This is a genomic window from Thiopseudomonas denitrificans, from assembly GCF_002866065.1.
Lineage (GTDB): Bacteria > Pseudomonadota > Gammaproteobacteria > Pseudomonadales > Pseudomonadaceae > Thiopseudomonas > Thiopseudomonas denitrificans.
Window position 1 is genome coordinate 323,639 of sequence record NZ_LNJZ01000003.1, and the last position, 20,025, is coordinate 343,663.

Here is a 20,025-nt window from a genome sequence, read left to right on the forward strand (position 1 = left end):
ATATGGCTAGCTTTCTGGCTCGCTTCGGCACTTTACGCCAATGGCACTGGATCAGTTCTGCGTTGTGCCTGGCCGGCATGCTGCTGTTTGCCGTCACCGGCATCACGCTGAACCATGCCGGGCAGATCGAGGCGCGGCCCAGTGTCCACACCCTGGAAGAGCAAATGCCCGAAGCACTGCTGGCGCAACTGGATGCGCCAGCAGACGCCTTGCCGGTCGATGTGCGGCGCTGGCTGGAGCGGACGGTGGGCAAGCGGCTCGACTGGCGCAGTCTGGAATGGAGTGACGAGGAGCTATATCTGCCACTGCCCCGCCCGGGCGGTGACGGCTGGCTCAGCGTTGACCTGGGCAGCGGCGAGTTGCTGTACGAAGTCACCGACCGTGGCTGGATTGCCTATTTCAATGACCTGCACAAGGGGCGTCATACCGGCGTGCTCTGGTCGTGGTTCATTGACGGCTTTGCTGTGGTCTGCGTGGTGTTCAGCCTGACCGGACTGTGGCTGCTAGTGCGCCAGGCGGGTCGCCAGGCCCTGACGTGGCCGCTGACCCTAGCCGGTGCGCTGGTTCCATTGCTATTGATGTTGCTGTTTATTCATTAAAGGATGATTCATGCGAAAACTGTTTTTACCGCTGGCGTTGCTGACTGCCAGCCCGCTGCTGTCGGCAGCCCGGATGGACATTGACGTCGAGATTCCACGGCTGGATGTGGCCGAATACCACCGCCCTTACGTGGCGCTGTGGCTGGAGCAGGACGGCCGGCATGTGGCCAACCTTAACGTCTGGTACGACATCAAAATGAAGGACAACGAAGGCGAGAAATGGCTCAAGGACATGCGCCAGTGGTGGCGGCGCAGCGGCCGCACGCTAGAGTTTCCGGTGGATGGCGTCAGTGCCGCCACCCGTGCGCCGGGCGTGCATAACCTGACCTTCAGCGCCAGTGATGATGCCCTGAAAGGCTTGCAGGCCGGCGAGTTCCAGCTGCTGGTAGAAGCGGCCCGCGAAGTGGGCGGGCGCGAGCTGCTGCGCATTCCGCTGCAGTGGCCGATTGACCAGCAGCAGACCGGCGAAGCCCGTGGCTCCCATGAACTGGGCCGGATTGCGGCCACTCTGACCCCTTGAGGATGTGCTTAATGAAAACCTTTACCAAACTGGGCCTGCTGACGCTGGCCACCTGTCTGTCATTTTCAGCCCATGCGCACCGTTCCTGGATGCTGCCGTCGGCCACTATCTTGTCCGGCGATGCACCCTGGGTGACCGTGGATGCGGCGGTGTCCAACGATATTTTTTACTTTGAACACTTTCCGCTGCAAATTGAAGGCGTAGGTCAGCCCTTTGCCCGTCCCGGTGCGCAACAGCCGCCTCAAGCAGCCGACGGCAAGCCGGCTCCGCAGCCGATGCAGCGTCCACGTGCCAGCCTGCAGATCCAGCGTCCGGACGGCAGTCTGGCCCAGCCGCAGTTTGGCAACACCGGCCGCTATCGCAGCACCTTTGATGTCGAGCTGGACCAGAAGGGTACCTGGAAACTGGCCATCGCCAACCAGGGCCTGTTTGCCAGTTACGAGCTGGATGGCGAGCGCAAGCGCTGGTCCGGCAAGCTGGAAGATATCAAGGCTGCGATTCCGGCCAAGGCGGACAAGCTGCAGGTGACCCGGTCTTCCAGCCGCATGGAAGTCTTTGTTACCTCCGGTGCGCCCTCTGAGCAGGTGCTGAAACCCACCGGCAAGGGTCTGGAGCTGGCACCTTCTACTCACCCGAACGATCTGGTGCAGGGTGAAGCGGCCCGATTTGTGTTCCTGCTGGATGGCAAGCAGGCAGCCAACGTCAAGGTGACGCTGATTCGTGAAGGCATCCGTTATCGTGACACTCTGGACGAGATCGAACTGACCACCAACGACCAGGGCGAATTCAGTGTCGACTGGCCACAGGCCGGTATGTACTGGATTGAAGCGGTCAGCAGCATGCCGGTCAAGGATGACTCTCCTGTCACCCAGCGCCGCGACAGCTATACCGCCACCCTTGAAGTGATGGCTCCCTGAGCTTCATGGATCAGCTAACCGCCGAATACAGCCGCCTGCTCTGGGCGGCTGTTGTATTGCTGGCCTATCTGGCGTTATGTGGCCGCATCTGGCTACGCCAGCGCAGACAGGCTGTGAGCGACGCGCCGCTAGCCGACTGCATCCTGGTGGGCTGGGCCAGCCAGGGTGGCGCTGCACAACAGCTGGCCGAACAGTTGCAACACCAGTTGCAGGCTGCCGGATATCAGGCTCATTGTGCGGCGCTGCATCGTCTTAGCCATGCACAGCTGCAAGCCAGTCGCACATTGTTGTTTGTGGCCAGTACGTACGGTGAGGGCCAGCCACCGGAACACGCACGGGCCTTTTTGCACCAATTGCCAACCGGCATCGACCTGTCCCATGCCAGCGTCCAGGTGCTGGGCTTGGGCGATCGGCGCTATCCGCTGTTTTGCCAGTTTGCCCGGCAGTTGCAGGACGCCCTGCTGGAGCGGGGCGCACAGCAGGGCTGGCCGTTGTTGACGGTGGATAACCAGCATCCGCAAGACATCGCCAGCTGGCAAGCCAGCCTGGCGCAGCGTTTCAACCTTTCTCCGGTGCCGGCAGGCGTGACGCCTGACGAATACAGTGCCATCTTGCTGGAACGTACCTGCCTGAACCCGGGCAGCAACAGCCCCGGGTTGTTCCTGTTGCGTTTCCGGGTGCATGATGTCAGCTGGCAAACTGGGGATACCATCCGCGTGTGCCCATTCAACAACCCGCAGTTGTCCGGGCGTGAGTATTCGATTGCCAGTGCTTGTGGCGAACAGCTGGAGCTGATTGTACGGCTGGCCGGTCAATGCTCGTCATGGTTGTGCCAGACACTGGAAGCGGGCGAGCAAATCGTGTTTCGGGTCTGTGCCAAGCCGGCGTTCCGTACGGTCGATACGGCGCCGGCCATTTTCATTGGTGCCGGCAGCGGCATGGCCGGCTTGCGCGGGCACTTGCAGGCACGGCCTATCGGAAGTCACAACTGGCTGCTGTTCGGCGAGCGCTGCCCGGAAACCGATCAGGTTCTGGCCGAAGAAACCGGGAACTGGCTGATGAACGGGCACCTGCAATACCTCAATCTGGCGTTTTCCCGTGATCCGCAAAAACCAGCCTATGTGCAGGATTGTTTGCAAAAACATCAGGCCCGCCTGCTGGAATGGCTGGATAAAGGTGCCGTGCTGTACTTGTGCGGCAGCCTTCAGGGCATGGGGCGTAGCGTCGAAACCGTGCTGACTGGGCTGCTTGGTGCCAGCCGATTCAAGGCATTGAAACAGCAAGGGCGCTACAGGGCGGATTTGTATTGAGGCGAGAGTTTCATGCATGTGCCATGCTTGTTGGCGTCTGGCTATAGGGCCTTGTAACTTTGACTGTAAGGGGTGACAGACTGCTTGATATGGCCCTGCCGGAGCGGTAGCAGAACTTGATTAAAGCAGAGTTGTTGCAGGTGGGTTTGCGTGTTGGTAAGGTTTTACCCTTGACAACCGCACTGACGGATACAGGGAACATGTACACAGAGCGGCTGGCATGTGTGCTCCAAATATGAGGAAGCAGCATATGGTTAAAAAAGTTCACGGCATAAAACACCTGGCCAAAAACCGCATTGGTTTCCTGGGCGTAGCCAGCAAGAACAAACGTGCTGCCTGGCCAGTGTATGCCCTGCTGTCGGGTATCCTGCCGGGTTTGGCTTTGGCTGAACAATCGCCGCCCCTCAACATAGCGCCGGCCAGCAACTGGTCTGTATTGGTGAGTCCTTACTTATGGGGCGCTTCATTGAATGGAAACATGAAGCTGGCAGGTAAAAAACATAAAATTGATATGCCATTTTCGGAAATTGCCAGTCATCTGGACTCGGTTTTCATGGGAAATATCGAGTTGACCAATCATCGCTGGGGTGGCTATCTGGATGTTGTTCACGTTGATACCGATCAAAACGAACAGGTGCTTGGGCAGGCGTTCAACCTGGCGGTCCGGCAAACGACCGTCGCTGCTGGCGGATTCTATCGGGCGTATGAGTACGAACTGCCTGGAACGACCGTTTTTGGTGAGGCACGCCATATAGCCTTGGACCCTGTTGTCGGGGTGCGCTGGACCAAAATTGGCGCTTCGGTAAAAAACAAACCTTATGGCATCAGGATGAATAAGGAGGCTCGGTGGACTGATCCTTTTTTGGGGGCGCGCCTGAGTATTGATTTGAGCACGCGCTGGAACTGGGCAACCCTGGTTGAGCTGGGTGGAATGGATACAGGGGGAAAGAAAAGCAGCAACATCAATACCTACCTCGGTTATCGTGCAGTTGTGGGCAACTTTCCGGTAATTTTTAGGTTGGGGTATCGATCACTCAAGCAGCGTTATACGTCAACTGATTTTACGGGGCATACATTCAAGTACGATATACGTCAATCAGGCCCGGTAGCCGGGTTGACCGTTCGTTTCTAATCAATGGAGCGTGATGATGAAACATAACAGTGAACACCAGAACATGAAGCGCTCGGGCTTTCTGGCCTGTGCCATGGGGCTGCTGCTGGCCTCTGGCATAGCGGATGCCTGTACCCGGGTGGTTTACCTGGGTGAAAATGACCGGGTAATTACAGCACGTTCCATGGATTGGAAAACCGACGTGGATACCAATTTGTGGGTATTCCCTCGCGGGATGAAGCGTTCCGGCCAAACCGGTCCGAATTCAATTCAATGGACGTCCACATATGGCAGCGTGATTGCTTCCGGCTACGATATTTCTACTACTGATGGGCTGAATGAAAAAGGGCTTTCAGCCAATGTGCTCTGGCTGGTCGAATCGGAATATCCTGACTTTACTGCTGACAGCAAGCCCGGTTTGACTCTGGCTGCATGGGCCCAGTATATGCTGGATAATTTCCCTGATGTTGCCAGTGCGGTAGAGGCCCTGCGTCAGGAACCATTCACCATAGTGACCGCGCAGGTACCGGGGCAGGAAAGGCTGGCAACCCTGCATTTGTCGTTGTCCGATGCGTCCGGTGACAGCGCTATTATCGAATACATTGACGGCAAGCAGGTGATTCATCATGACCGCAGTTATCAGGTCATGACCAATTCCCCTACGTTCGAACAGCAGCTGGCACTGAATACGTACTGGCAAAGCATCGGTGGTGTCACCATGCTGCCAGGCACCAATCGAGCGGCTGACCGTTTTGCACGAGCCTCTTTTTATGTCAATGCCATTCCGCAGGCAGTGAGTGCCAGAGAGTCGATTGCCGGCATGTTCAGTGTGATCCGGAATGTGTCGGTGCCGTACGGAATTACCACCCCGGAAGAGCCGAATATTTCATCAACTCGTTGGCGTACAGTGGCAGACCATAAAGACCTACTGTATTTTTTCGAGTCTGCGATGAGCCCGAATGTTTTCTGGGTCGACCTGAAAACAATGGACTTTGGTGAGAACAGCGGGGTTGTCAAGGTTCTGAAACTGGACGCCAACCAAAGCCGGGTACTGGCTGGTGAAGTATCTGGTCACTTTGTAGACAGTAAACCATTCCAGTTTTTAGGGTTGTAGGCCATTCCATCCCCGGCAAGTTGCCGGTTGTGTCAGGAGTGATACAACCGGCGCATATTTATGGGGCCATCGGTTGCCCTGCCCTCATGCAGGCAGGCGGGACAGTGGGATGTTTACCAAGGTGTTGCCTCAAAAACTCTTTCTCAGCATCAGACTGACCTCGGTTTGCTCAAAATCAAACGCCCAGCCGATATTGCTGCGGTTGATGTTGTGGCGCACACGGATTTCCGGCGTCAGCCCGGCCAACTGCCAGCCATTGGCTCCGGCGCTGAGGATATACAACTGTTGGCGGTCCCGGCGCTGTTCGCCCAGGAAAAAATCATAGGCATCGTGGCGGGTTTCACGGTAAATCGCCAGGGCGTTAACAAACAATCCGGCACGGCCAGCAAACCCCTGATACACCCCAACGCGTGCCGACCAGTCCTTGCTGCTGGCTTGATCCACCTCGTATTTGTGGCGGCTGGCTGTCACCCCGCCATACAGACTGGTATTGGCCCGTGGCGAATAGGACAGGTTCAAGCCCCACTGGTGCATTGCATAGTTGGCTCCCAACTGCTTGCCCTTGCGGGTGTATTCGTAACGCTTACTGTCCAGGCTGGTGCCGATTTGCCATTTTTGGCTAAGGCTGCGCCGGGCCTCCAGTTGCAGGCCATGTGCCATATATTCGCTGGCCCGGTTACGGTAGTAATGCTCCACATAGGGCAGCAGCGTAAGGCTGTTGCGCACATCCAGATACTGATAACCCGCCTGCACAATCGCCAGATTGGTGCTGTAATCCTTTAGCGACGCATTGGGCGCATCATTGGTTTTTGAATAATAGCTGCCGTAACTCATGGGCTGCAGGTGCAGGTTGTGGTTACCGGCCAGATTGAAGCGGCGCTGCAACGACAGCTCGTAATTATTCATGCGGGATGCAATCGGCTCCGGCATCTGGCGCTCAAACAGGCAAATGCCGGCAAACGAACTCAGGCAACTGTAATAACCATTGGCCTGATTGATATTGTCGTTGCGGCCCCAGCCCAGCGCCGCACTGCCATGCCAACGGTCACGAATGGCCATGGCCTGCTGGTACTGGGCAACCAGCATCTGCGCCTGCTCGGGCAGGCCCATGCCCAGCACCCGCGCAAAGCCCTTGGCGGCACGCCGCTCCTGGTGATCCTCAAACCACAGCCGGGCCAGTTCCAGTTGAATGCGGGCGTCTTGCGGCTCCTGTTCGCTGGCTTGCTCCATCAGTCGCAGCGCCTGCGGATACTTGCCCAGAAAACGGGCATACAGGCTGTCCGCCATATTGGCCAGTGCTGGGCGGTGGCCCGGCAGCGCACGGTAACGCTCGACAAACTCGGGCAACTGGCTCCACTGGCTGGTGTTGATGGCCACATAAATGGCCGGGGTTAACGATTCCAGCGTGCTGGCAACCTGATAACGCTGGCCCTCGTACATCAGTGTGCCGGGCGGAGCCGCCAGCTCCTGCTCGGCCTGCGATTGCTGCTGAATGCTGCGACGGGTTTGGTCTTGAATAAAGCGGGTATCGTCGTCATTGGCCTGGGCCTTGGGAATGGTTAACAGGCACAGCAACAGCGCAGAGAGTAGAGGCAGGGTAAAGAATGAATTTTTTACCCTGCCTCTACTCTCGCAAAAGGAAAGATGTGGCATAAAGATTCCACAGAAAATCTGGGTGTATTAAGATGGGGCCGGCGCACCGGCCCCAACGTGGTTTCCCTCAAACACTACCGAACGGGTTACATTCGGCAGCGTCCGGTTTGACGCTCTTCACTGGTGGCCGCCAGTGGAGAGTGGTCAAACATTAAGGAGTGATGGTGCCGCTGATTTTGCTGCCGCCGAAGGCGACGTCATCAGCTACACCAGTCGCACTCTGATAAATACCAGCCAGCGCTTCAGCACCATTGTAGAACTGACCCTGAATGGTCGAACCGTTACTGAAGCTGCCGCTATTGCCAATGGTTGTGCCAGCAAAGCTGATGGTCTGGGTAACACCATTCACATCACGACTGATGCTGTTGTTGGTAGCACCTGCACCAATGGTGCCGGAACCGTTGGCATAGGCTACATCCAGTTTGCCTTGGTACAGGTTCAGGTTGCCGGGCAGACCGCCAGCCAGGGTATTACCGTTGGCATCGGTACCGGTCTGGCCGGTCCCAATTACGCCATAGGTGGCGTTGATGGTTGTCGGCATGGTGGTGGAAGTAGTGGCATTGTCACCGACGTACCAGACAGTACGGTCCCCACTGGTCATATTGAGGTTGGTACCGGATGCAGCAGGCGAACCAACCCGTGGAGCCCACTCGCCAAAGTATACGCCCTCACCAACTGGCAACAGAGTGGTTGAACTGACAGCGCCAGGGGTAGTCTCACCCACTTGGCCAATGACCAGACCGCCAAACTGTGGTGCCAGCGACAGGGTGGTGATTTGGCGCACGCTGTTAACGGCAAAGTTGGCGTAATCGCTACCTGTGTTGGCGTCATTTACAGAGGTTTCATCTTTCCAGACTTGAGCCACTTTAAGTGGCAGCGGCAATTGCCCAACATGTGCCGGATACAAGAAATAGTTACCATTACTGTCAGGAGCATCAGCAAGTGCTGCGTTGGAGCCGCGAATTGGGCCATCGGCCAGATCAATGTAACCAGAGGAACTATTGTTTAGTTTAAGCCCGGAGTTTCCTTTGTCAAACCATGTATGTGTGGAAGGCCCAACCTGAACCAAGCTCCCAGAGCTGCTGCCCTGAACATTGTTAGAAGCAGCCATCGCTGCGTTGCTGGTCAGAGCCGCAATAACGGCCAGTGTCAGAATTGATTTTTGCATAATGAATTACCGTGCAAAGTTGAGTTGATTGGCAGTTTTAACGCTGCCGGGATTTCTGGTTTTTAAAAAAACCAGTAAAAACTAGAAATTAATTGTCACACCTGCACTCACTGTACGCCCCGGAGCAGGAAGCAGTGATTTTGACATGGGGTCAAGGTAATACTCGTCTGTCAGATTGGTCACGCCAAGATTAACGCTAAAATTATTATTCAAGTTGTAGTTGGCGTAAATATCGTGCAGCAGTACTGATTGCCAGTAAAAACCATCCAGACCACCTGTGAACCACGCGTCGCTTATGTAAGTTCCATAGCCGCCTGGGCCTTGCTCTGAGGCTAGAAGCTTGTCTAGTTGTTTATTTTCCGCTCCCTTATGGTAGGTGCTACGCCAGCCAAGCTCCAATCGGTCGTTAAATAATCTTGTTCCCATAAGTGCATCAATACTGTACCTGGGTTGAAGGCTGTTGCCGCTATAGGTGCCCGGAAAGCCGCCTGTAATGCAGTCTGGTATCCTGTTATAAATTGGATCCATACCAGATGCATAATCTTTATCGCAAAGTTTTTGCTTGAGTCGGTAAGTGGCTCCAAAGCTGCCAAAATAATTACCGCTATCGAAGCGTGATTGTAACTCGATACCCTGAGTTTTCTTCTTGTCAAATTGAATAGTGTTGTAATAAATGTCACGATCAAAAAAATCTTTTATTTCAGTGTTGTAATAACTAATGCGAGCATCTGCGGCCAATAGGTTTGGAAAGAACTGACGTAAATCGTGGGCGTAGCCTATCTCCCAATTGGTACTGCGTTCAGGCTTGCTGGCACCGTTAATGGCCAGATTGCCAAGCTGACCGTTAATAAGAGTGCCAGAGGTTAATTCATTGATACTGGCAAAGCGGGTAGTTTGCGCATAACGAATAAAGGTGGTGCCAAATGGCGTGATGCGGGCGGTGGCACTCAATACCGGACTAAAGGCATCACCCGATTGTTCTTCAGGCATCTCCCAGCCTTGGCTGGCATCCAGACGCTCATAAATATCTTTACCGTAAGTCCCACCTGTAGGGCGCAATACTGCAACTTGGTTTGCTATGTTTGGCGTTCCGTCGGCACGCAAAGGGTTATCTACGGTCTGGTACAGCTTTGAAGTATCTATCTGACCGTTGGCAAAGGGGTTTTGCGACGAGTCAAGTTTTCCGTCTTTGATTGGAACAAATGCGCTTTTTTTCCAATATAGATATGCATGGCTATTTGTATTACTGATTGATACCTCTCCATGTTTATCAATAAATTGAAAAACTGTCCCATTGGCTATGGCTTGCTGGAAGGCCAAGTTTTCTTCATCAGTTAATAGTTCTCCCCACTCTAGCAGTACGCCTGTTTTTTGCTGGGTCGTTTTAAAGTTTTCATCACGCAAGCGGCGCATTTTTGCCAGCCCTACGTCTTTGCCTTTATAGCGTGTATAACGGGTGCCAGCAGTCAGGTTAAGCCAGTCATTAGCTTGCCAGGATAAATTGAATAATGCTGAATATTCTTTACGTTCACCTGAACGGGGGCCAAGAATTCCAGTGGAGCGGTGTAGTCCAGCACCATCAGGAAATAAACCGTTGGATTGCTTTCCTGAACTTTGAACTTTTTCATTAAGCTTTTCTTGCTGATAGCTTGTTGCCAACAAGAGTTGCAAGCTGTCGGATAAAATGAATTGATTACTTAGATCAAATCCGGTGCGATCATGCGTGGTCCATTGTCTGCCTTCTGGGTGAATAATTCCGTCGTGATCAGGCTCGGTTAAAAAATCTGCGTACTCAGGGTAGTTGGTCATCCACCAATCATAATCATGTAGCAAAGCGTTTGTTTGGTCATCGTTTGTTATACCGTAAGGGTGTGCGCCGGTTTGATAGCGAGTGCCATTGGTCTTTGTATGCCATAGGCTTGCCTCCAGATTGAGTATGTTGGAGTCTAACGGTTTGGCTTCGTAGTCTATTTTGTAACTATCAAGGCGAAGCTTTGTACGAGGCCTTTCGTGTACAAATCTATAGTAATCCCAGTCTATGTCTATGTTTTGGTCTGTTGCCGTCTTCTCAAAGGCTTCTCTGTATTGCCAGTTTAAAATAGTATCACCTGGAGTTGTTTCACCAAATACAGTGTTTGTGCGCATGAATTGCAAGCCTATTTTTTGCTCACCTGTGAAGTATAGGTTGCTTTTAATAAGTGTTGTATCTGTTTCGCTTGAAGTGTTGAATACTTCGTCCCCGGCATAATAAAGTTTTGTCAGGTTAGGGATGAATCTGTCAGTGGTTTTTTCGTTATATATGTCATGCCCTTTGTATTTGTTTGAGTTGTTTTTCCCTGCATAATAGTTACCGCTTTTGCGCTCGCTGCGCGAAACTAGAACGTCAAAAAATTCATTGCGGCCTGCAATGGTTAGCATCTCTGAATGATCATCAGTGTTTGTTTTTGATGAGCTGCCTTTGTTGCGTGGGTTGTTGTGAATTTGAATGGCATCTGTATTACTGCGAGAAGCGCCTGGAATATCGCGATAATCTTTTCCATAAAATGAACTTGCATCATGTTTTGGTGTATTCGTATTACTGGAAGCTTTTAGGTTAGCCTCTACCCCCCAGTTATCACCCTCTGGAATAATGTCGTTGGCTTCAATGGTGCGGACATTTACCGAGCCGCCAACCCCGCTTTTAATGCCACGGCTCAGGGAAGTGCCTTTTTCTACCTCGATGCTGCGAAATAATGCGGGGTCTACATAGCTGCGGTTGCCAACGCCAAAGGTGTGCAGCCAGACGTTGGTGGACTGCTCGGTGCCGTCGATGGTCAGCGGCACCCGGCCTTCACCGGTGATGCCGCGAATGTTGGGGGTAATGGCCTGGCTGCTGCGGGTGTCCATGCTGTACACGCCGTTCATGCCTTTGAACACGTCGCCGGGGTTGGAGGTTTGGAAGCGCTGTAATTCCTCACGCCCCTGGTACACGCTGGTGACGTTTTCGTTGTAGACGTTGTTGTGGCCGACTTCGTCCGGGTTGAGCCGGCCGCCGTAAACAACAGCAGTGGGCAGGGCGGTGCTGTCGACGCTGGTTTGGGCCAGTTCTAGCCGGTAGCTGCCGTTGGGCTGGGCGCTGGCGTATAGGCCGCTGCCGGCGAGCATGCTTTGCAGGGCGCTAGCGGTGCTGTATTGGCCCTGTACGCCAGCGGACTGGCGACCCTGTACCCGTTCCGGACTGTAGGCCAGGCTGATGCCGCTTTGGGCGGCAAACTGTTGCAGGGCGGTTTCCAGGTTGCCGGCTGGAATGTTGAAGCTGTGCAGGGCGCTGTTTTCGGTTTGCGCCTGCGCCAGGTTAAGCGGGGCGCTGAGGGCGGTGGTGCCCAGGCTGAGGCAGGCAATTAAAATGGCGTGGCTGAGTGGCTTGCGGTGAAAGCCTGTAAGGGGTTGTTGGGTTGGCATGCATGAGTCTCTGTTCTAATTAGGTTATTCCTCGAACGAAAATGCTAGAGATAATCGTTCCTATCTATAGAGCCGAACAGTACTGCCAAATCAACAACCCCTGATGCGAAATATTTTTTTATGCGTGGTCGATGCGTGTCCAGTAGCCGGCCAGTTGGCGGGTCTGGATGGGCAGGGTGGCGCTGAGGCTGTCGAGGATGGCGCGGGTGTTGTCCAGGTGAAAGGCACCGGATACCCGCAGCGCTGCCGCCGCCGGGGTGTAGCTGATTTGGCCGCTATGGTAGCGGTTGAGCTGGTCGAGAAACTCGCCCAGTGACCAGTTGCTGACAATCAGCATGTCCTGTGTCCAGCTGTCGGCGTGGGCGGCCAGTGGCTGGATGGGCCCGACCTGTTGCGGGGTAAAGCGGCTTTGCTGGCCGCTGTGCAGGATGACCGGGCTGGCGTCGGCACGGGTGGGGCGGATTTCAACCGAGTGCTGGTGAACCTGTACCAAGCTGTTGTGTGCGGTGCTGTAAACCTGAAAGCGGGTGCCCAGGGCACGCACTATGCCGTGGCGGGTATGTACGCTGAACGGGCGCTGGTCGGCGGCGGTGGTGACCAGAACTTCGCCTTCGCGCAGGTGCAGGATGCGTTGCTGGCTGTTGTATTCAATGTTGAGGGCGGTGGCGGTGTTGATTTCGACCTGGCTGCCGTCGTCCAGCGTCAGGCTGCGGCGCTGGCCGGTGGCGGTGCGCTGGTCGGCAAAGCGGTTGGCAATCGGCTGGCGCTGGCTGTAGCCGGTTACGCCCACGGCCAGCAAGACCGCCAGCGCCTGAATCATGTGGCGGCGCGAGTAGCGGGCGTTTTGCAGGCTGACACTGGTGAGGTTGTCGGGCAGGCGGTTGAAGCTGTGTTGCAGCTTTTCCATGCGCTGCCAGGCTTGGCGGTGCAGCGGGCTTTGCTGGAGCCATTGCTGGTGGCGGGCATGCAGCGGGTCGCCGGGTGCGGCCTGTTGCAGGTCCACATGCCAGGTGGCGGCCTGTTCGAGAATTTCAGCAGTCAGTTTCATGGCTGTCGTCCATCAGCAGCAGGCAGTGGGTGAGGGCGCGGATGTAGTGTTTGCGCACGGTGTTGACGGAAACCCCGATACGGCGGCTGATTTCGGCGTGGCTGAGGCCATCAAGCTGGGCCATTAAGAAAATCTGCCGGCTGCGCTCGCCCAGCTGATCCAGCATCTGGTCGATGTGCATCAGTGCCTCGATGATCAAGTGGTGGTCTTCGGGTGAAATGGCTGTGGTCTCGGGTAGCTGTTGCAGGCTGTCGAGATAAGCTTGCTCCAGACTTTTACGGCGAAACAGGTCGATCATCAAGCCCCGAGCAATGGTGCTGAGGTATGCGCGAGGCGTATGTGGCTGCACTTGGCGTTGCTGCGTGAGGATGCGAACAAAGGTTTCCTGCGCCAGGTCGCTGGCCTGCTCTGGACAACCCAAACGCCGCCCGATCCAGCTTTTAAGCCAGTTGTTGTGTTCACGGTATAGGGAGTCGAGCATGGTTGTTAAGAGAAGGCCATTTGATAAGAGGCTAAATGATAGGCGTTCTCATTTGGTTTTTCTACAGGCAAGCCACCAAGGATATGTGCAGGGTAGCGGTCTGTTTGGCCAATTCAGTTAGTCAATTTCGACGCCTGTGCCCCATGCTGCGTCGCGGCTTCTCGTCATAGCCCTGCTATGATTCGTCGCAGCGCCTTGCCCCGGGGCCACAGTTATCCGAACTTGAGTTAATCAGGCCGGCCGTTAATCAAAATACGATGAGGCCTTGTAGGGTTGGATGCTGTATGCCTCCAGCCGGTAACCGGCGGTACCCATTTCATGGCTATAGGTTTCGGTGGTTAGCCGGCCACTCACCAAAATGGCATCATAGAGGTTGTCGTCATGAGTACCTGGCTCAAAGTGCACGTCAATGATCTGGTTCGACGGCGGTGGGGGCACATGAATGCAGGCTCCGTAATAAGGCACTAAAAAGAAGTGTCGTACCATGCCGCCCGGACTGTCCAGTGGTACCACAAAACCGGGAATGCTGACCATGCGGCCATCCATGTCATCCACCACCGGAGCAGATGACAGCTTTTGCATCATCTGCCGCATCAGCTCCATGCCGCGCTCGCTATAGTCGTCAATCTGGTCCAGCTCTGGGCTGTCAAACAACTCCATCAACCCCGCTCCGTAGCCTTCAGGCATCAGGTCATCCCACTGGATGAGCGGGGCTGGCTCGCCATTGACTAACACATCCGGGTGAGCCCACACCGGATATAGCAACAGCCAGCCGGCCATTAGTACAAATCTACGCATGCAAGACTCCTTCAGTGGCGTTGGCCCAGGCTGTTTACCAGTGCCATCCGGTACGCCAGTATTGCGGGTATCAGCCCGCTGCACAGACCCATGCCAAGAATAATGGCAACGAGCCGGTTTTGTTGTGTGCTGGGCCATGTCAGGCCGACATGCAAACCGAACTGTTCCAGCAAGGGCTGTTGCAACAAATGAATGCCGCCCCACAATAATGCCAGCCCCAGTAACAGGCCCAGCACGGTCAACAGCAGTGTTTCCTGCAGCAGTAACGCTGAAATGCGTATAGGGGATGCTCCCAGTGCCCGTAGTACGGCAATTTCATGACGGCGCTGTTGCATGCTGCCAAGCAGTACGGCCAGCATACCGCACACACCGATGAGCAACGCGGCGGCAGATACTGCCAGCAGTGCCTTTTCTGCCAGACGTACGACTTGCCATAGCTCTTGCAAGGCTACGCCGGGCATGACCGCTGTTAACGGGTCAGATGGTTTGCTGTTGAGTTCACGCTGCAGATGAAAAGCCTGCATGCGGCTGTTCAGGCCCACCAAGGCTGCTGTTAACTGGCGTGGTGTCAGATCGCGCTGACGCGCTTGCTCCGGTGTCGCTTGGGCGCCCGGCAAAGGGACACCAGCACGCCAGCCCAGGTGCACGGCTTCCAGCCCTTCCAGAGTTACCAGCAGGGCTCGGTCCAGTGGCGTTCCTGTTGGCTTCAAGATACCGCTGACATAAAACGGCATGTTGTCATGTTGCATGAAGCTGGTGTTGCCGGTGCCGTGGGCAATGATCAGCTCATCGTTTGGTTGATAGTCCAGGGTACGGGCCACTTCAGCGCCCAGCACCACGGAAAAAAGATCATTGAGCTGGTTGCCTGCGGCCAGTTGCAGTCGGTTGCCATCTCCATAGCGGTAGTGTTCAAACATGCCGTTGTCGGTACCTATGACACGATAGCCGCGATGGGAGTCGCCCAGTGACAAGGGAATGGTCCAGGCTACACGCGGGTCATCCCGTAGTTCGGCATAGCTGTGCCAGCGGATATTGCTGGTAGCCGAGCCAACATGGAACACCGAGTACAATAGCAGTTGCACCGGTCCGGAACGGGCACCGACGATTAGGTCGGTCCCGGTTACTGTGTTGAAAAATCCGGCTTTGCTTTGTGCCCGGATCTGCTCAATCCCCAGTAGTAGTGCCGTACTTAGTGCCAGCGTGAATAACGTCAGCAAGACACTGGCCCGGCGGCTGAACAAGCTGCGGGCTGCTATGTGCAAAAACATCATGTGTTGCCCTCCAGCTTGAGCGTTCGGGAAAAATAACGGGCCAGTGCCGGGTCGTGGCTGACCAGCAGCAGGGTGATATCTGCCTGTTGCAGCTCTTCCATCAATAGCTGCATGAACAAGTCACGACTATGGCCATCCAGTGCAGACGTGGGCTCGTCTGCAATCAGTAAAAGTGGTGAGCCGATCAGGGCGCGTGCTGCCGCTACACGCTGTTGCTGGCCAATTGAAAGTTGTGCGACCGGCCGCTTTCCATACTGCTGCGGGCTTAGACCCAGCCGCTGCAGTAGCCGTTTGGCTTCTGCAGCTACACTGCCGCTACGTGTGATAGCTGCCGCACGCCGCTGCCTGGAGAATACACAGGGCAGGCTGACATTGGCTTCCAGGCTCAAATAGGGCAGCAGGTTGAACTGTTGAAACAGCACGCCCATGCAATCAGCACGTAAGCGATCGCGCTGCCGGGCAGATAATTGTGCCAGTGACAGACCGTTCACCCGGACCTCGCCGGTAAAGCCGGTCAGGACGCCACCGAGCACGTTAAGCAAGGTGCTTTTTCCGCTGCCCGATGCTCCCTGAATAAACAGGTGCTCACCACGCTCAAGCTGCAGGTGTTCAATCTGCAGCACGGGCAAGTTGTCGGGCCAGGCAAATGCAAGTTGCCGGATTTCAATGAGTGGACTCATGGCAGCGTCAGCCGTTGGTCTGGTGTCTGGAGGATTTGCAGGTGCTGTCCCGAGGGGGTCAGCATGCGCACCTCAAGTTTTTCGATACCCGGATAATTTTGCAACAGTGGCAGATCCAGGTGTTTCAGGTATTCGGACCGGGTGCAGTGAAAATGGTATTCGACAGTCAAGTCGGCATGGTCGTGATCGTCATCGTGCTCATCCTCATGGGTATGGCTGTGTTGCGCGTGGTGTGCAAAAGGATCATTCATGTCGCTGCTTTGCAAGCTGCAGTCAGCGGCTTGTGGTAGTAGCAGCTGGAGTTCGGGTTGTTGCATGTGCTCTTGTAACTCAGCCCAGAGTGCCTGCTCTTCGGCAGTAGCAGGCGGATGCTCAAAGCCGATTAGGTTGGCCAGCGGTGAGTGCAGGGCAAGGGTTAGGGCAGGTGGCTCGATAACAACATCCAGCTGCGCCACGCCATGCTGGTGTACCCCGGCGGTCAGGCCGACCTGTGGTAGCAAGCCTGTACCAAGCAATAGTAGCAGGCTGGTTTTTCTGATCAGCTTCATTGGTTTACCTCTTTGTATATCCATCTGGCCCAGAAACCTGGGCAGGGTTCAATCTGGTTTTGAGTGCACTGTGAAAAATTTTCCACAGATGGTTGCCAAAACGTAGAAGCATTATAACATAACATTTGTTTTGTTCCAACCATCAACTCAAGGTCCCATCATGAAACGTCCAATCCCTTTTCCATTTACTGCAGTGGCATTGTCAATTGCTCCGTGGCTTCCTTCGGCTGTCAGTGCCGCTCCAGAGGAGCTGCAACTCAAGCCGGCCTTTATTCATGCCAGCCCCCTGTCAGGTACGCCAACCCGTATGACCACGCCGGCAGAAGTAATCAGTGCTGAACAGCTGGCCAGCCAGGGGAGGTCAACCCTGGGTGAAACCATTGAGCACTTGCCGGGAGTGCGTGGCAGCTCGTTTGGTGCAGGTGCCAGCCGCCCGGTTATTCGCGGCATGGATGGTGCCAGAGTCAAGGTGCTCAGTGATGGTATTGATGTGCTGGATGCGTCCACCCTCAGTGCCGACCATGCGGTAACGACCGAGCCTCTGCTGTTGCAGCAAATTGAGGTGCTGAAAGGTCCGGCTACCCTGCTGTATGGCGGTGGGGCAGTGGGCGGGGTGGTGAACTTGCTGGACCGCAAAATTCCGACACGCCTTCCGGACGATGGTCATGAGGTGCAGCTTGGCTGGCAAGGTAATACCGTAGCCAACGAGAGTACTTTCATGGCGGGGGCTACGTTGGGGCTGGGCTCGCTGGCCCTGCGGGCGGAAGGACTCAAGCGTAATGCTGACGCATACCGCCTGGCAGGACACGAAGACGGTTCTCGTTCCAGGCGACAAACCGGCTCTTACAATGATACAGATACTGTCAGCCTGGGTATGAGCTGGATTAGCGACAAGGGCTATACCGGTTTGGCTTATACACGGCAAAGCAATGTTTATGGTTTGCTCGCTCATGAGCATGGGCACTGCCATACCCACGGTCAGGGTGCGGGCTTGCATTGGCACTGTGGCAGTCATGGCCACGGCCACGGCCATGATCACGATCACGATCATGGCGTTCCGTACATTGATATGCTGCAAAAACGCTGGGATTTTCGTTCTGAATACAGTGATCCCTTTGCTGGCTTTAGTAACATCAAGCTGCGCCTGGGGCACAGCGATTACCAGCATGCGGAGATCGAGGAAGGCAGTGTTGGTACCCGCTTTGATAGCAGGTCAACGGATGCAAGGCTGGAGTTGACCCACGAGCCTGTATGGGGCTGGCGGGGAGTGTTGGGCGGACAGACGCTGCGCAGAGATTTCGAGGCTACGGGTGAAGAGGCTTATGTGCCGCAAACTCTAACCAGAAACCATGCCCTGTTTTTACTGGAAGAATACCAGCATGGCAACTGGCGTTACGAACTGGGTCTGCGCCATGAATGGCAAGATATTGCTGTCAAGTCGCAGCAAAAGGACCGCAACCATGCCGGTACATCACTGTCATTGGGGACTGTTTGGCAGTTTTGGCCGGATTACCAGGTAACGGCGTCTGTATCCCGCTCCCAGCGTTTGCCGGTTGCTGAAGAGCTTTATGCATTTGGTCCGCATGCTGCCAGTCGTACGGTTGAAATCGGTAATGATCGCCTGAAAAAAGAAACATCTCACAATCTGGATCTGGGATTGCATAAAACACAGGGCCGGGTCACCTTTGATCTTTCCTTGTTTCAAAACCGGATCAATGACTATATTCATGGTGCGGATACCGGTGAGCGCCCCGGCTCGGATTACCGTGTCATTGAGTACCGTCAGCAGAACGCCCTGTTTCGTGGTGCCGAAGCACAGGCCAGCTATCACTTCAGCAATGGCCTGACGGCAGGAGTCTTTGGTGACCATGTACGCGGCAAGTTGCGTAACGGCAAGGGCAATTTGGCTCGCATTCCGGCTGAGCGCTTGGGCGTGCGTGCCGAGTACGGTTTTACCGACCAGCTGGATGGCAGCTTCAGCTTTTACCGTGTAATGCGCCAAACACAGATCGCTGACTACGAGAGCAAAACGTCCGGCTACAACATGCTCAATGCCAGCTTGGCCTACAACGGCCAGTATCACGATACCGGTTATACCCTGTACCTGCGGGGCGATAATCTGCTCAATATAAAGGCCAGGGAACATACGTCCTTTATCAAGGATCAGGTCCAGCTGCCAGGCCGCAATCTGACGTTGGGGCTTAAGCTGAGCTTTTGACGTAAATACAGTGGCGGGTAGTGCACAGCCGGCAAGACAGTAGCTGTTTCTGTCTTGCCGGCTGATGTTGTGTCAGGTGGGCGTGTGGGTTACCGGTCATGCTCACCGTTTTTTGTAACATGCTGTCGAGTTATTGATGGTAGGAAAGCCCTGCCTTGAGCTGCTCGCAGTAATCTGGCGATTCATGACCCGGAGTGAACATTATATAATCTGCAATAGCTCTTCCTTCGAATGGGTTGTAGATATAGCTGGATGGATCAGCACTTGCGGTTACCTGCTGTAAAAGTATGCTTGTACTGGTGATGTCATTAGCCAGCCAGAGCGGGACTCCATAATCTTTTCGCGCATGTTGATAGCCCATGATTGCAACGCCGGTCTCACCTGGAGTTGTCGCGGAATTGAGCACATCGGCCATAAACCTGTCTTTGGCGCTTTGCACATTAATCATTGGATCAATCATGTTGTCAGGGAGCAGGTTGCAATGGCTTTGCCGAATCAGCCCGTCCATCAATACGCCATAGGAGCCGGAGAGTGGTTTGGCAGACTTGCTTTCTTGATAAACTTGCTGCACCCGCTCGCGGGCTGGATCAAGCGCGAGAACCTGCTTTGCGCCATTCAGTGCGCTGCTTAACGGAAATACATACGTATTCCAGTCCCAGGAATCGGGGTGCCAGGCCAGGTCATGGCCGCTGACCTCATTGCCCTTGCCAAGCCATGGGCTGATGAGTGGCTGTTGCTCTTCACTGAGTTGTTCAAATGCAACCGCCCCCAGCTTGTCAGAACGATCCAGTACCTGAATGAACACATCTTCCATTTTCTGGTGGTCAATGACACCATGGCTTTCTCCGAGCAGCAGCCAATCACTGGTGTGGATCTGCTCAAGCACATCTTTCCATGAGACAAGCTGATTTTCCCGGACCGACCAAAAATGCCCAACCAGTGGATTGTCTGTATGCAGTGTGCCCTGAAAGGGAATGGGTATTTTCTCTGGTGTGTTGTCTGCTGAAACGCGCTTTTCCTGTTGGCTGTCAGGGCGGGATGTTGAGTATCCGGAAACACAACCAATTGTTAACGCCGCTGTTACAAGTACAAGAATATTTCTTAAACTAGTCATTGTCTTTCTCGCATGTTGTTAATTAACTAATCAG

At 54.8% G+C, this 20,025-nt stretch carries 17 protein-coding genes; 7 read left to right on the forward strand and 10 right to left on the reverse strand.

What is annotated here, in order from left to right; all coding sequences use genetic code 11:
• Positions 1-2 precede the first annotated feature (2 nt).
• The 6 genes from AR306_RS02810 to AR306_RS02835 all read left to right on the forward strand — a co-directional run bounded on the left by AR306_RS02810 (position 3) and on the right by AR306_RS02835 (position 5,571).
• A complete protein-coding gene (locus AR306_RS02810; RefSeq protein WP_101496025.1) occupies positions 3-599 on the forward strand; it encodes a PepSY-associated TM helix domain-containing protein in 597 nt (198 codons plus the stop codon).
• Positions 600-609: 10 nt separating this feature from the next.
• Positions 610-1,119 carry a DUF2271 domain-containing protein gene (locus AR306_RS02815; RefSeq protein ID WP_101496026.1) on the forward strand — a complete coding sequence of 170 codons (510 nt, stop codon included), beginning with the start codon at positions 610-612 and terminating at the stop codon, positions 1,117-1,119.
• A gap of 11 nt (positions 1,120-1,130) precedes the next feature.
• Positions 1,131-2,036: a DUF4198 domain-containing protein gene (locus AR306_RS02820; RefSeq protein ID WP_101496027.1), complete on the forward strand. Its 906-nt coding sequence runs from the start codon at positions 1,131-1,133 to the stop codon at positions 2,034-2,036.
• Positions 2,037-2,041: 5 nt separating this feature from the next.
• On the forward strand, positions 2,042-3,346 hold the full coding sequence (locus AR306_RS02825) for an NADPH cytochrome P450 oxidoreductase family protein (RefSeq protein WP_101496028.1): 1,305 nt from the start codon (positions 2,042-2,044) through the stop codon (positions 3,344-3,346).
• A gap of 250 nt (positions 3,347-3,596) precedes the next feature.
• Positions 3,597-4,478: a hypothetical protein gene (locus AR306_RS02830; protein ID WP_101496029.1), complete on the forward strand. Its 882-nt coding sequence runs from the start codon at positions 3,597-3,599 to the stop codon at positions 4,476-4,478.
• 16 nt (positions 4,479-4,494) lie between these two features.
• Entirely contained in the window at positions 4,495-5,571 is a 1,077-nt protein-coding gene (locus AR306_RS02835; RefSeq protein ID WP_166627893.1) for a linear amide C-N hydrolase, read from the forward strand.
• Between the two features lie 129 nt (positions 5,572-5,700).
• Here AR306_RS02835 and AR306_RS02840 read toward each other — a convergent pair whose 3' ends face one another.
• The 9 genes from AR306_RS02840 to AR306_RS02880 all read right to left on the reverse strand — a co-directional run bounded on the left by AR306_RS02840 (position 5,701) and on the right by AR306_RS02880 (position 16,659).
• Positions 5,701-7,224, reverse strand: coding sequence for a surface lipoprotein assembly modifier (locus AR306_RS02840; protein WP_101496030.1), 1,524 nt, complete (start codon positions 7,222-7,224; stop codon positions 5,701-5,703).
• A gap of 151 nt (positions 7,225-7,375) precedes the next feature.
• Positions 7,376-8,392: a HupA family protein gene (locus tag AR306_RS02845; protein WP_133539733.1), complete on the reverse strand. Its 1,017-nt coding sequence runs from the start codon at positions 8,390-8,392 to the stop codon at positions 7,376-7,378.
• A gap of 81 nt (positions 8,393-8,473) precedes the next feature.
• Positions 8,474-11,833 carry a TonB-dependent receptor gene (locus AR306_RS02850; protein ID WP_101496032.1) on the reverse strand — a complete coding sequence of 1,120 codons (3,360 nt, stop codon included), beginning with the start codon at positions 11,831-11,833 and terminating at the stop codon, positions 8,474-8,476.
• A gap of 118 nt (positions 11,834-11,951) precedes the next feature.
• On the reverse strand, positions 11,952-12,881 hold the full coding sequence (locus tag AR306_RS02855; protein WP_101496033.1) for a FecR domain-containing protein: 930 nt from the start codon (positions 12,879-12,881) through the stop codon (positions 11,952-11,954).
• The gene (locus tag AR306_RS02860; RefSeq protein WP_101496034.1) at positions 12,865-13,362 is read right to left on the reverse strand and encodes a sigma-70 family RNA polymerase sigma factor; all 498 of its coding nucleotides are present in this window, start codon (positions 13,360-13,362) and stop codon (positions 12,865-12,867) included. The genes AR306_RS02855 and AR306_RS02860 overlap by 17 nt, the downstream gene beginning before the upstream one ends.
• A gap of 243 nt (positions 13,363-13,605) precedes the next feature.
• Positions 13,606-14,160, reverse strand: coding sequence for a DUF3299 domain-containing protein (locus AR306_RS02865; protein WP_206167949.1), 555 nt, complete (start codon positions 14,158-14,160; stop codon positions 13,606-13,608).
• Between the two features lie 11 nt (positions 14,161-14,171).
• Positions 14,172-15,431 carry an FtsX-like permease family protein gene (locus tag AR306_RS02870; protein WP_101496036.1) on the reverse strand — a complete coding sequence of 420 codons (1,260 nt, stop codon included), beginning with the start codon at positions 15,429-15,431 and terminating at the stop codon, positions 14,172-14,174.
• Positions 15,428-16,111, reverse strand: a complete 684-nt coding sequence (locus tag AR306_RS02875; protein ID WP_101496037.1) for an ABC transporter ATP-binding protein — start codon at positions 16,109-16,111, stop codon at positions 15,428-15,430. The genes AR306_RS02870 and AR306_RS02875 overlap by 4 nt, the downstream gene beginning before the upstream one ends.
• Positions 16,108-16,659: a ZrgA family zinc uptake protein gene (locus AR306_RS02880; RefSeq protein WP_166627887.1), complete on the reverse strand. Its 552-nt coding sequence runs from the start codon at positions 16,657-16,659 to the stop codon at positions 16,108-16,110. Before AR306_RS02880 ends, AR306_RS02875 begins: the two co-directional genes overlap by 4 nt.
• Positions 16,660-16,819: 160 nt before the next feature.
• Between AR306_RS02880 and AR306_RS02885 the strand changes: the two genes are divergently transcribed.
• The gene (locus AR306_RS02885) at positions 16,820-18,877 is read left to right on the forward strand and encodes a TonB-dependent receptor (protein WP_101496039.1); all 2,058 of its coding nucleotides are present in this window, start codon (positions 16,820-16,822) and stop codon (positions 18,875-18,877) included.
• Between the two features lie 130 nt (positions 18,878-19,007).
• On the opposite strand, the gene AR306_RS02890 is transcribed toward AR306_RS02885, so the two are convergent.
• A complete protein-coding gene (locus tag AR306_RS02890; RefSeq protein WP_101496040.1) occupies positions 19,008-19,991 on the reverse strand; it encodes a ChaN family lipoprotein in 984 nt (327 codons plus the stop codon).
• Between the last annotated feature and the right edge of the window lie 34 nt (positions 19,992-20,025).

What these genes read in the sequence shown, in the direction of transcription:
- AR306_RS02885 (WP_101496039.1), top strand. Translation starts at nt 16,820, where the DNA reads ATGAAACGTCCAATCCCTTTTCCATTTACTGCAGTGGCATTGTCAATT.
- AR306_RS02825 (WP_101496028.1), top strand. Translation starts at nt 2,042, where the DNA reads ATGGATCAGCTAACCGCCGAATACAGCCGCCTGCTCTGGGCGGCTGTT.
- AR306_RS02860 (WP_101496034.1), bottom strand. Translation starts at nt 13,362, where the DNA reads ATGCTCGACTCCCTATACCGTGAACACAACAACTGGCTTAAAAGCTGG.
- AR306_RS02880 (WP_166627887.1), bottom strand. Translation starts at nt 16,659, where the DNA reads ATGAAGCTGATCAGAAAAACCAGCCTGCTACTATTGCTTGGTACAGGC.
- AR306_RS02865 (WP_206167949.1), bottom strand. Translation starts at nt 14,160, where the DNA reads ATGCGTAGATTTGTACTAATGGCCGGCTGGCTGTTGCTATATCCGGTG.
- AR306_RS02810 (WP_101496025.1), top strand. Translation starts at nt 3, where the DNA reads ATGGCTAGCTTTCTGGCTCGCTTCGGCACTTTACGCCAATGGCACTGG.
- AR306_RS02855 (WP_101496033.1), bottom strand. Translation starts at nt 12,881, where the DNA reads ATGAAACTGACTGCTGAAATTCTCGAACAGGCCGCCACCTGGCATGTG.
- AR306_RS02820 (WP_101496027.1), top strand. Translation starts at nt 1,131, where the DNA reads ATGAAAACCTTTACCAAACTGGGCCTGCTGACGCTGGCCACCTGTCTG.
- AR306_RS02870 (WP_101496036.1), bottom strand. Translation starts at nt 15,431, where the DNA reads ATGATGTTTTTGCACATAGCAGCCCGCAGCTTGTTCAGCCGCCGGGCC.
- AR306_RS02850 (WP_101496032.1), bottom strand. Translation starts at nt 11,833, where the DNA reads ATGCCAACCCAACAACCCCTTACAGGCTTTCACCGCAAGCCACTCAGC.
- AR306_RS02890 (WP_101496040.1), bottom strand. Translation starts at nt 19,991, where the DNA reads ATGACTAGTTTAAGAAATATTCTTGTACTTGTAACAGCGGCGTTAACA.
- AR306_RS02835 (WP_166627893.1), top strand. Translation starts at nt 4,495, where the DNA reads ATGAAACATAACAGTGAACACCAGAACATGAAGCGCTCGGGCTTTCTG.
- AR306_RS02830 (WP_101496029.1), top strand. Translation starts at nt 3,597, where the DNA reads ATGGTTAAAAAAGTTCACGGCATAAAACACCTGGCCAAAAACCGCATT.
- AR306_RS02840 (WP_101496030.1), bottom strand. Translation starts at nt 7,224, where the DNA reads ATGCCACATCTTTCCTTTTGCGAGAGTAGAGGCAGGGTAAAAAATTCA.
- AR306_RS02875 (WP_101496037.1), bottom strand. Translation starts at nt 16,111, where the DNA reads ATGAGTCCACTCATTGAAATCCGGCAACTTGCATTTGCCTGGCCCGAC.
- AR306_RS02845 (WP_133539733.1), bottom strand. Translation starts at nt 8,392, where the DNA reads ATGCAAAAATCAATTCTGACACTGGCCGTTATTGCGGCTCTGACCAGC.
- AR306_RS02815 (WP_101496026.1), top strand. Translation starts at nt 610, where the DNA reads ATGCGAAAACTGTTTTTACCGCTGGCGTTGCTGACTGCCAGCCCGCTG.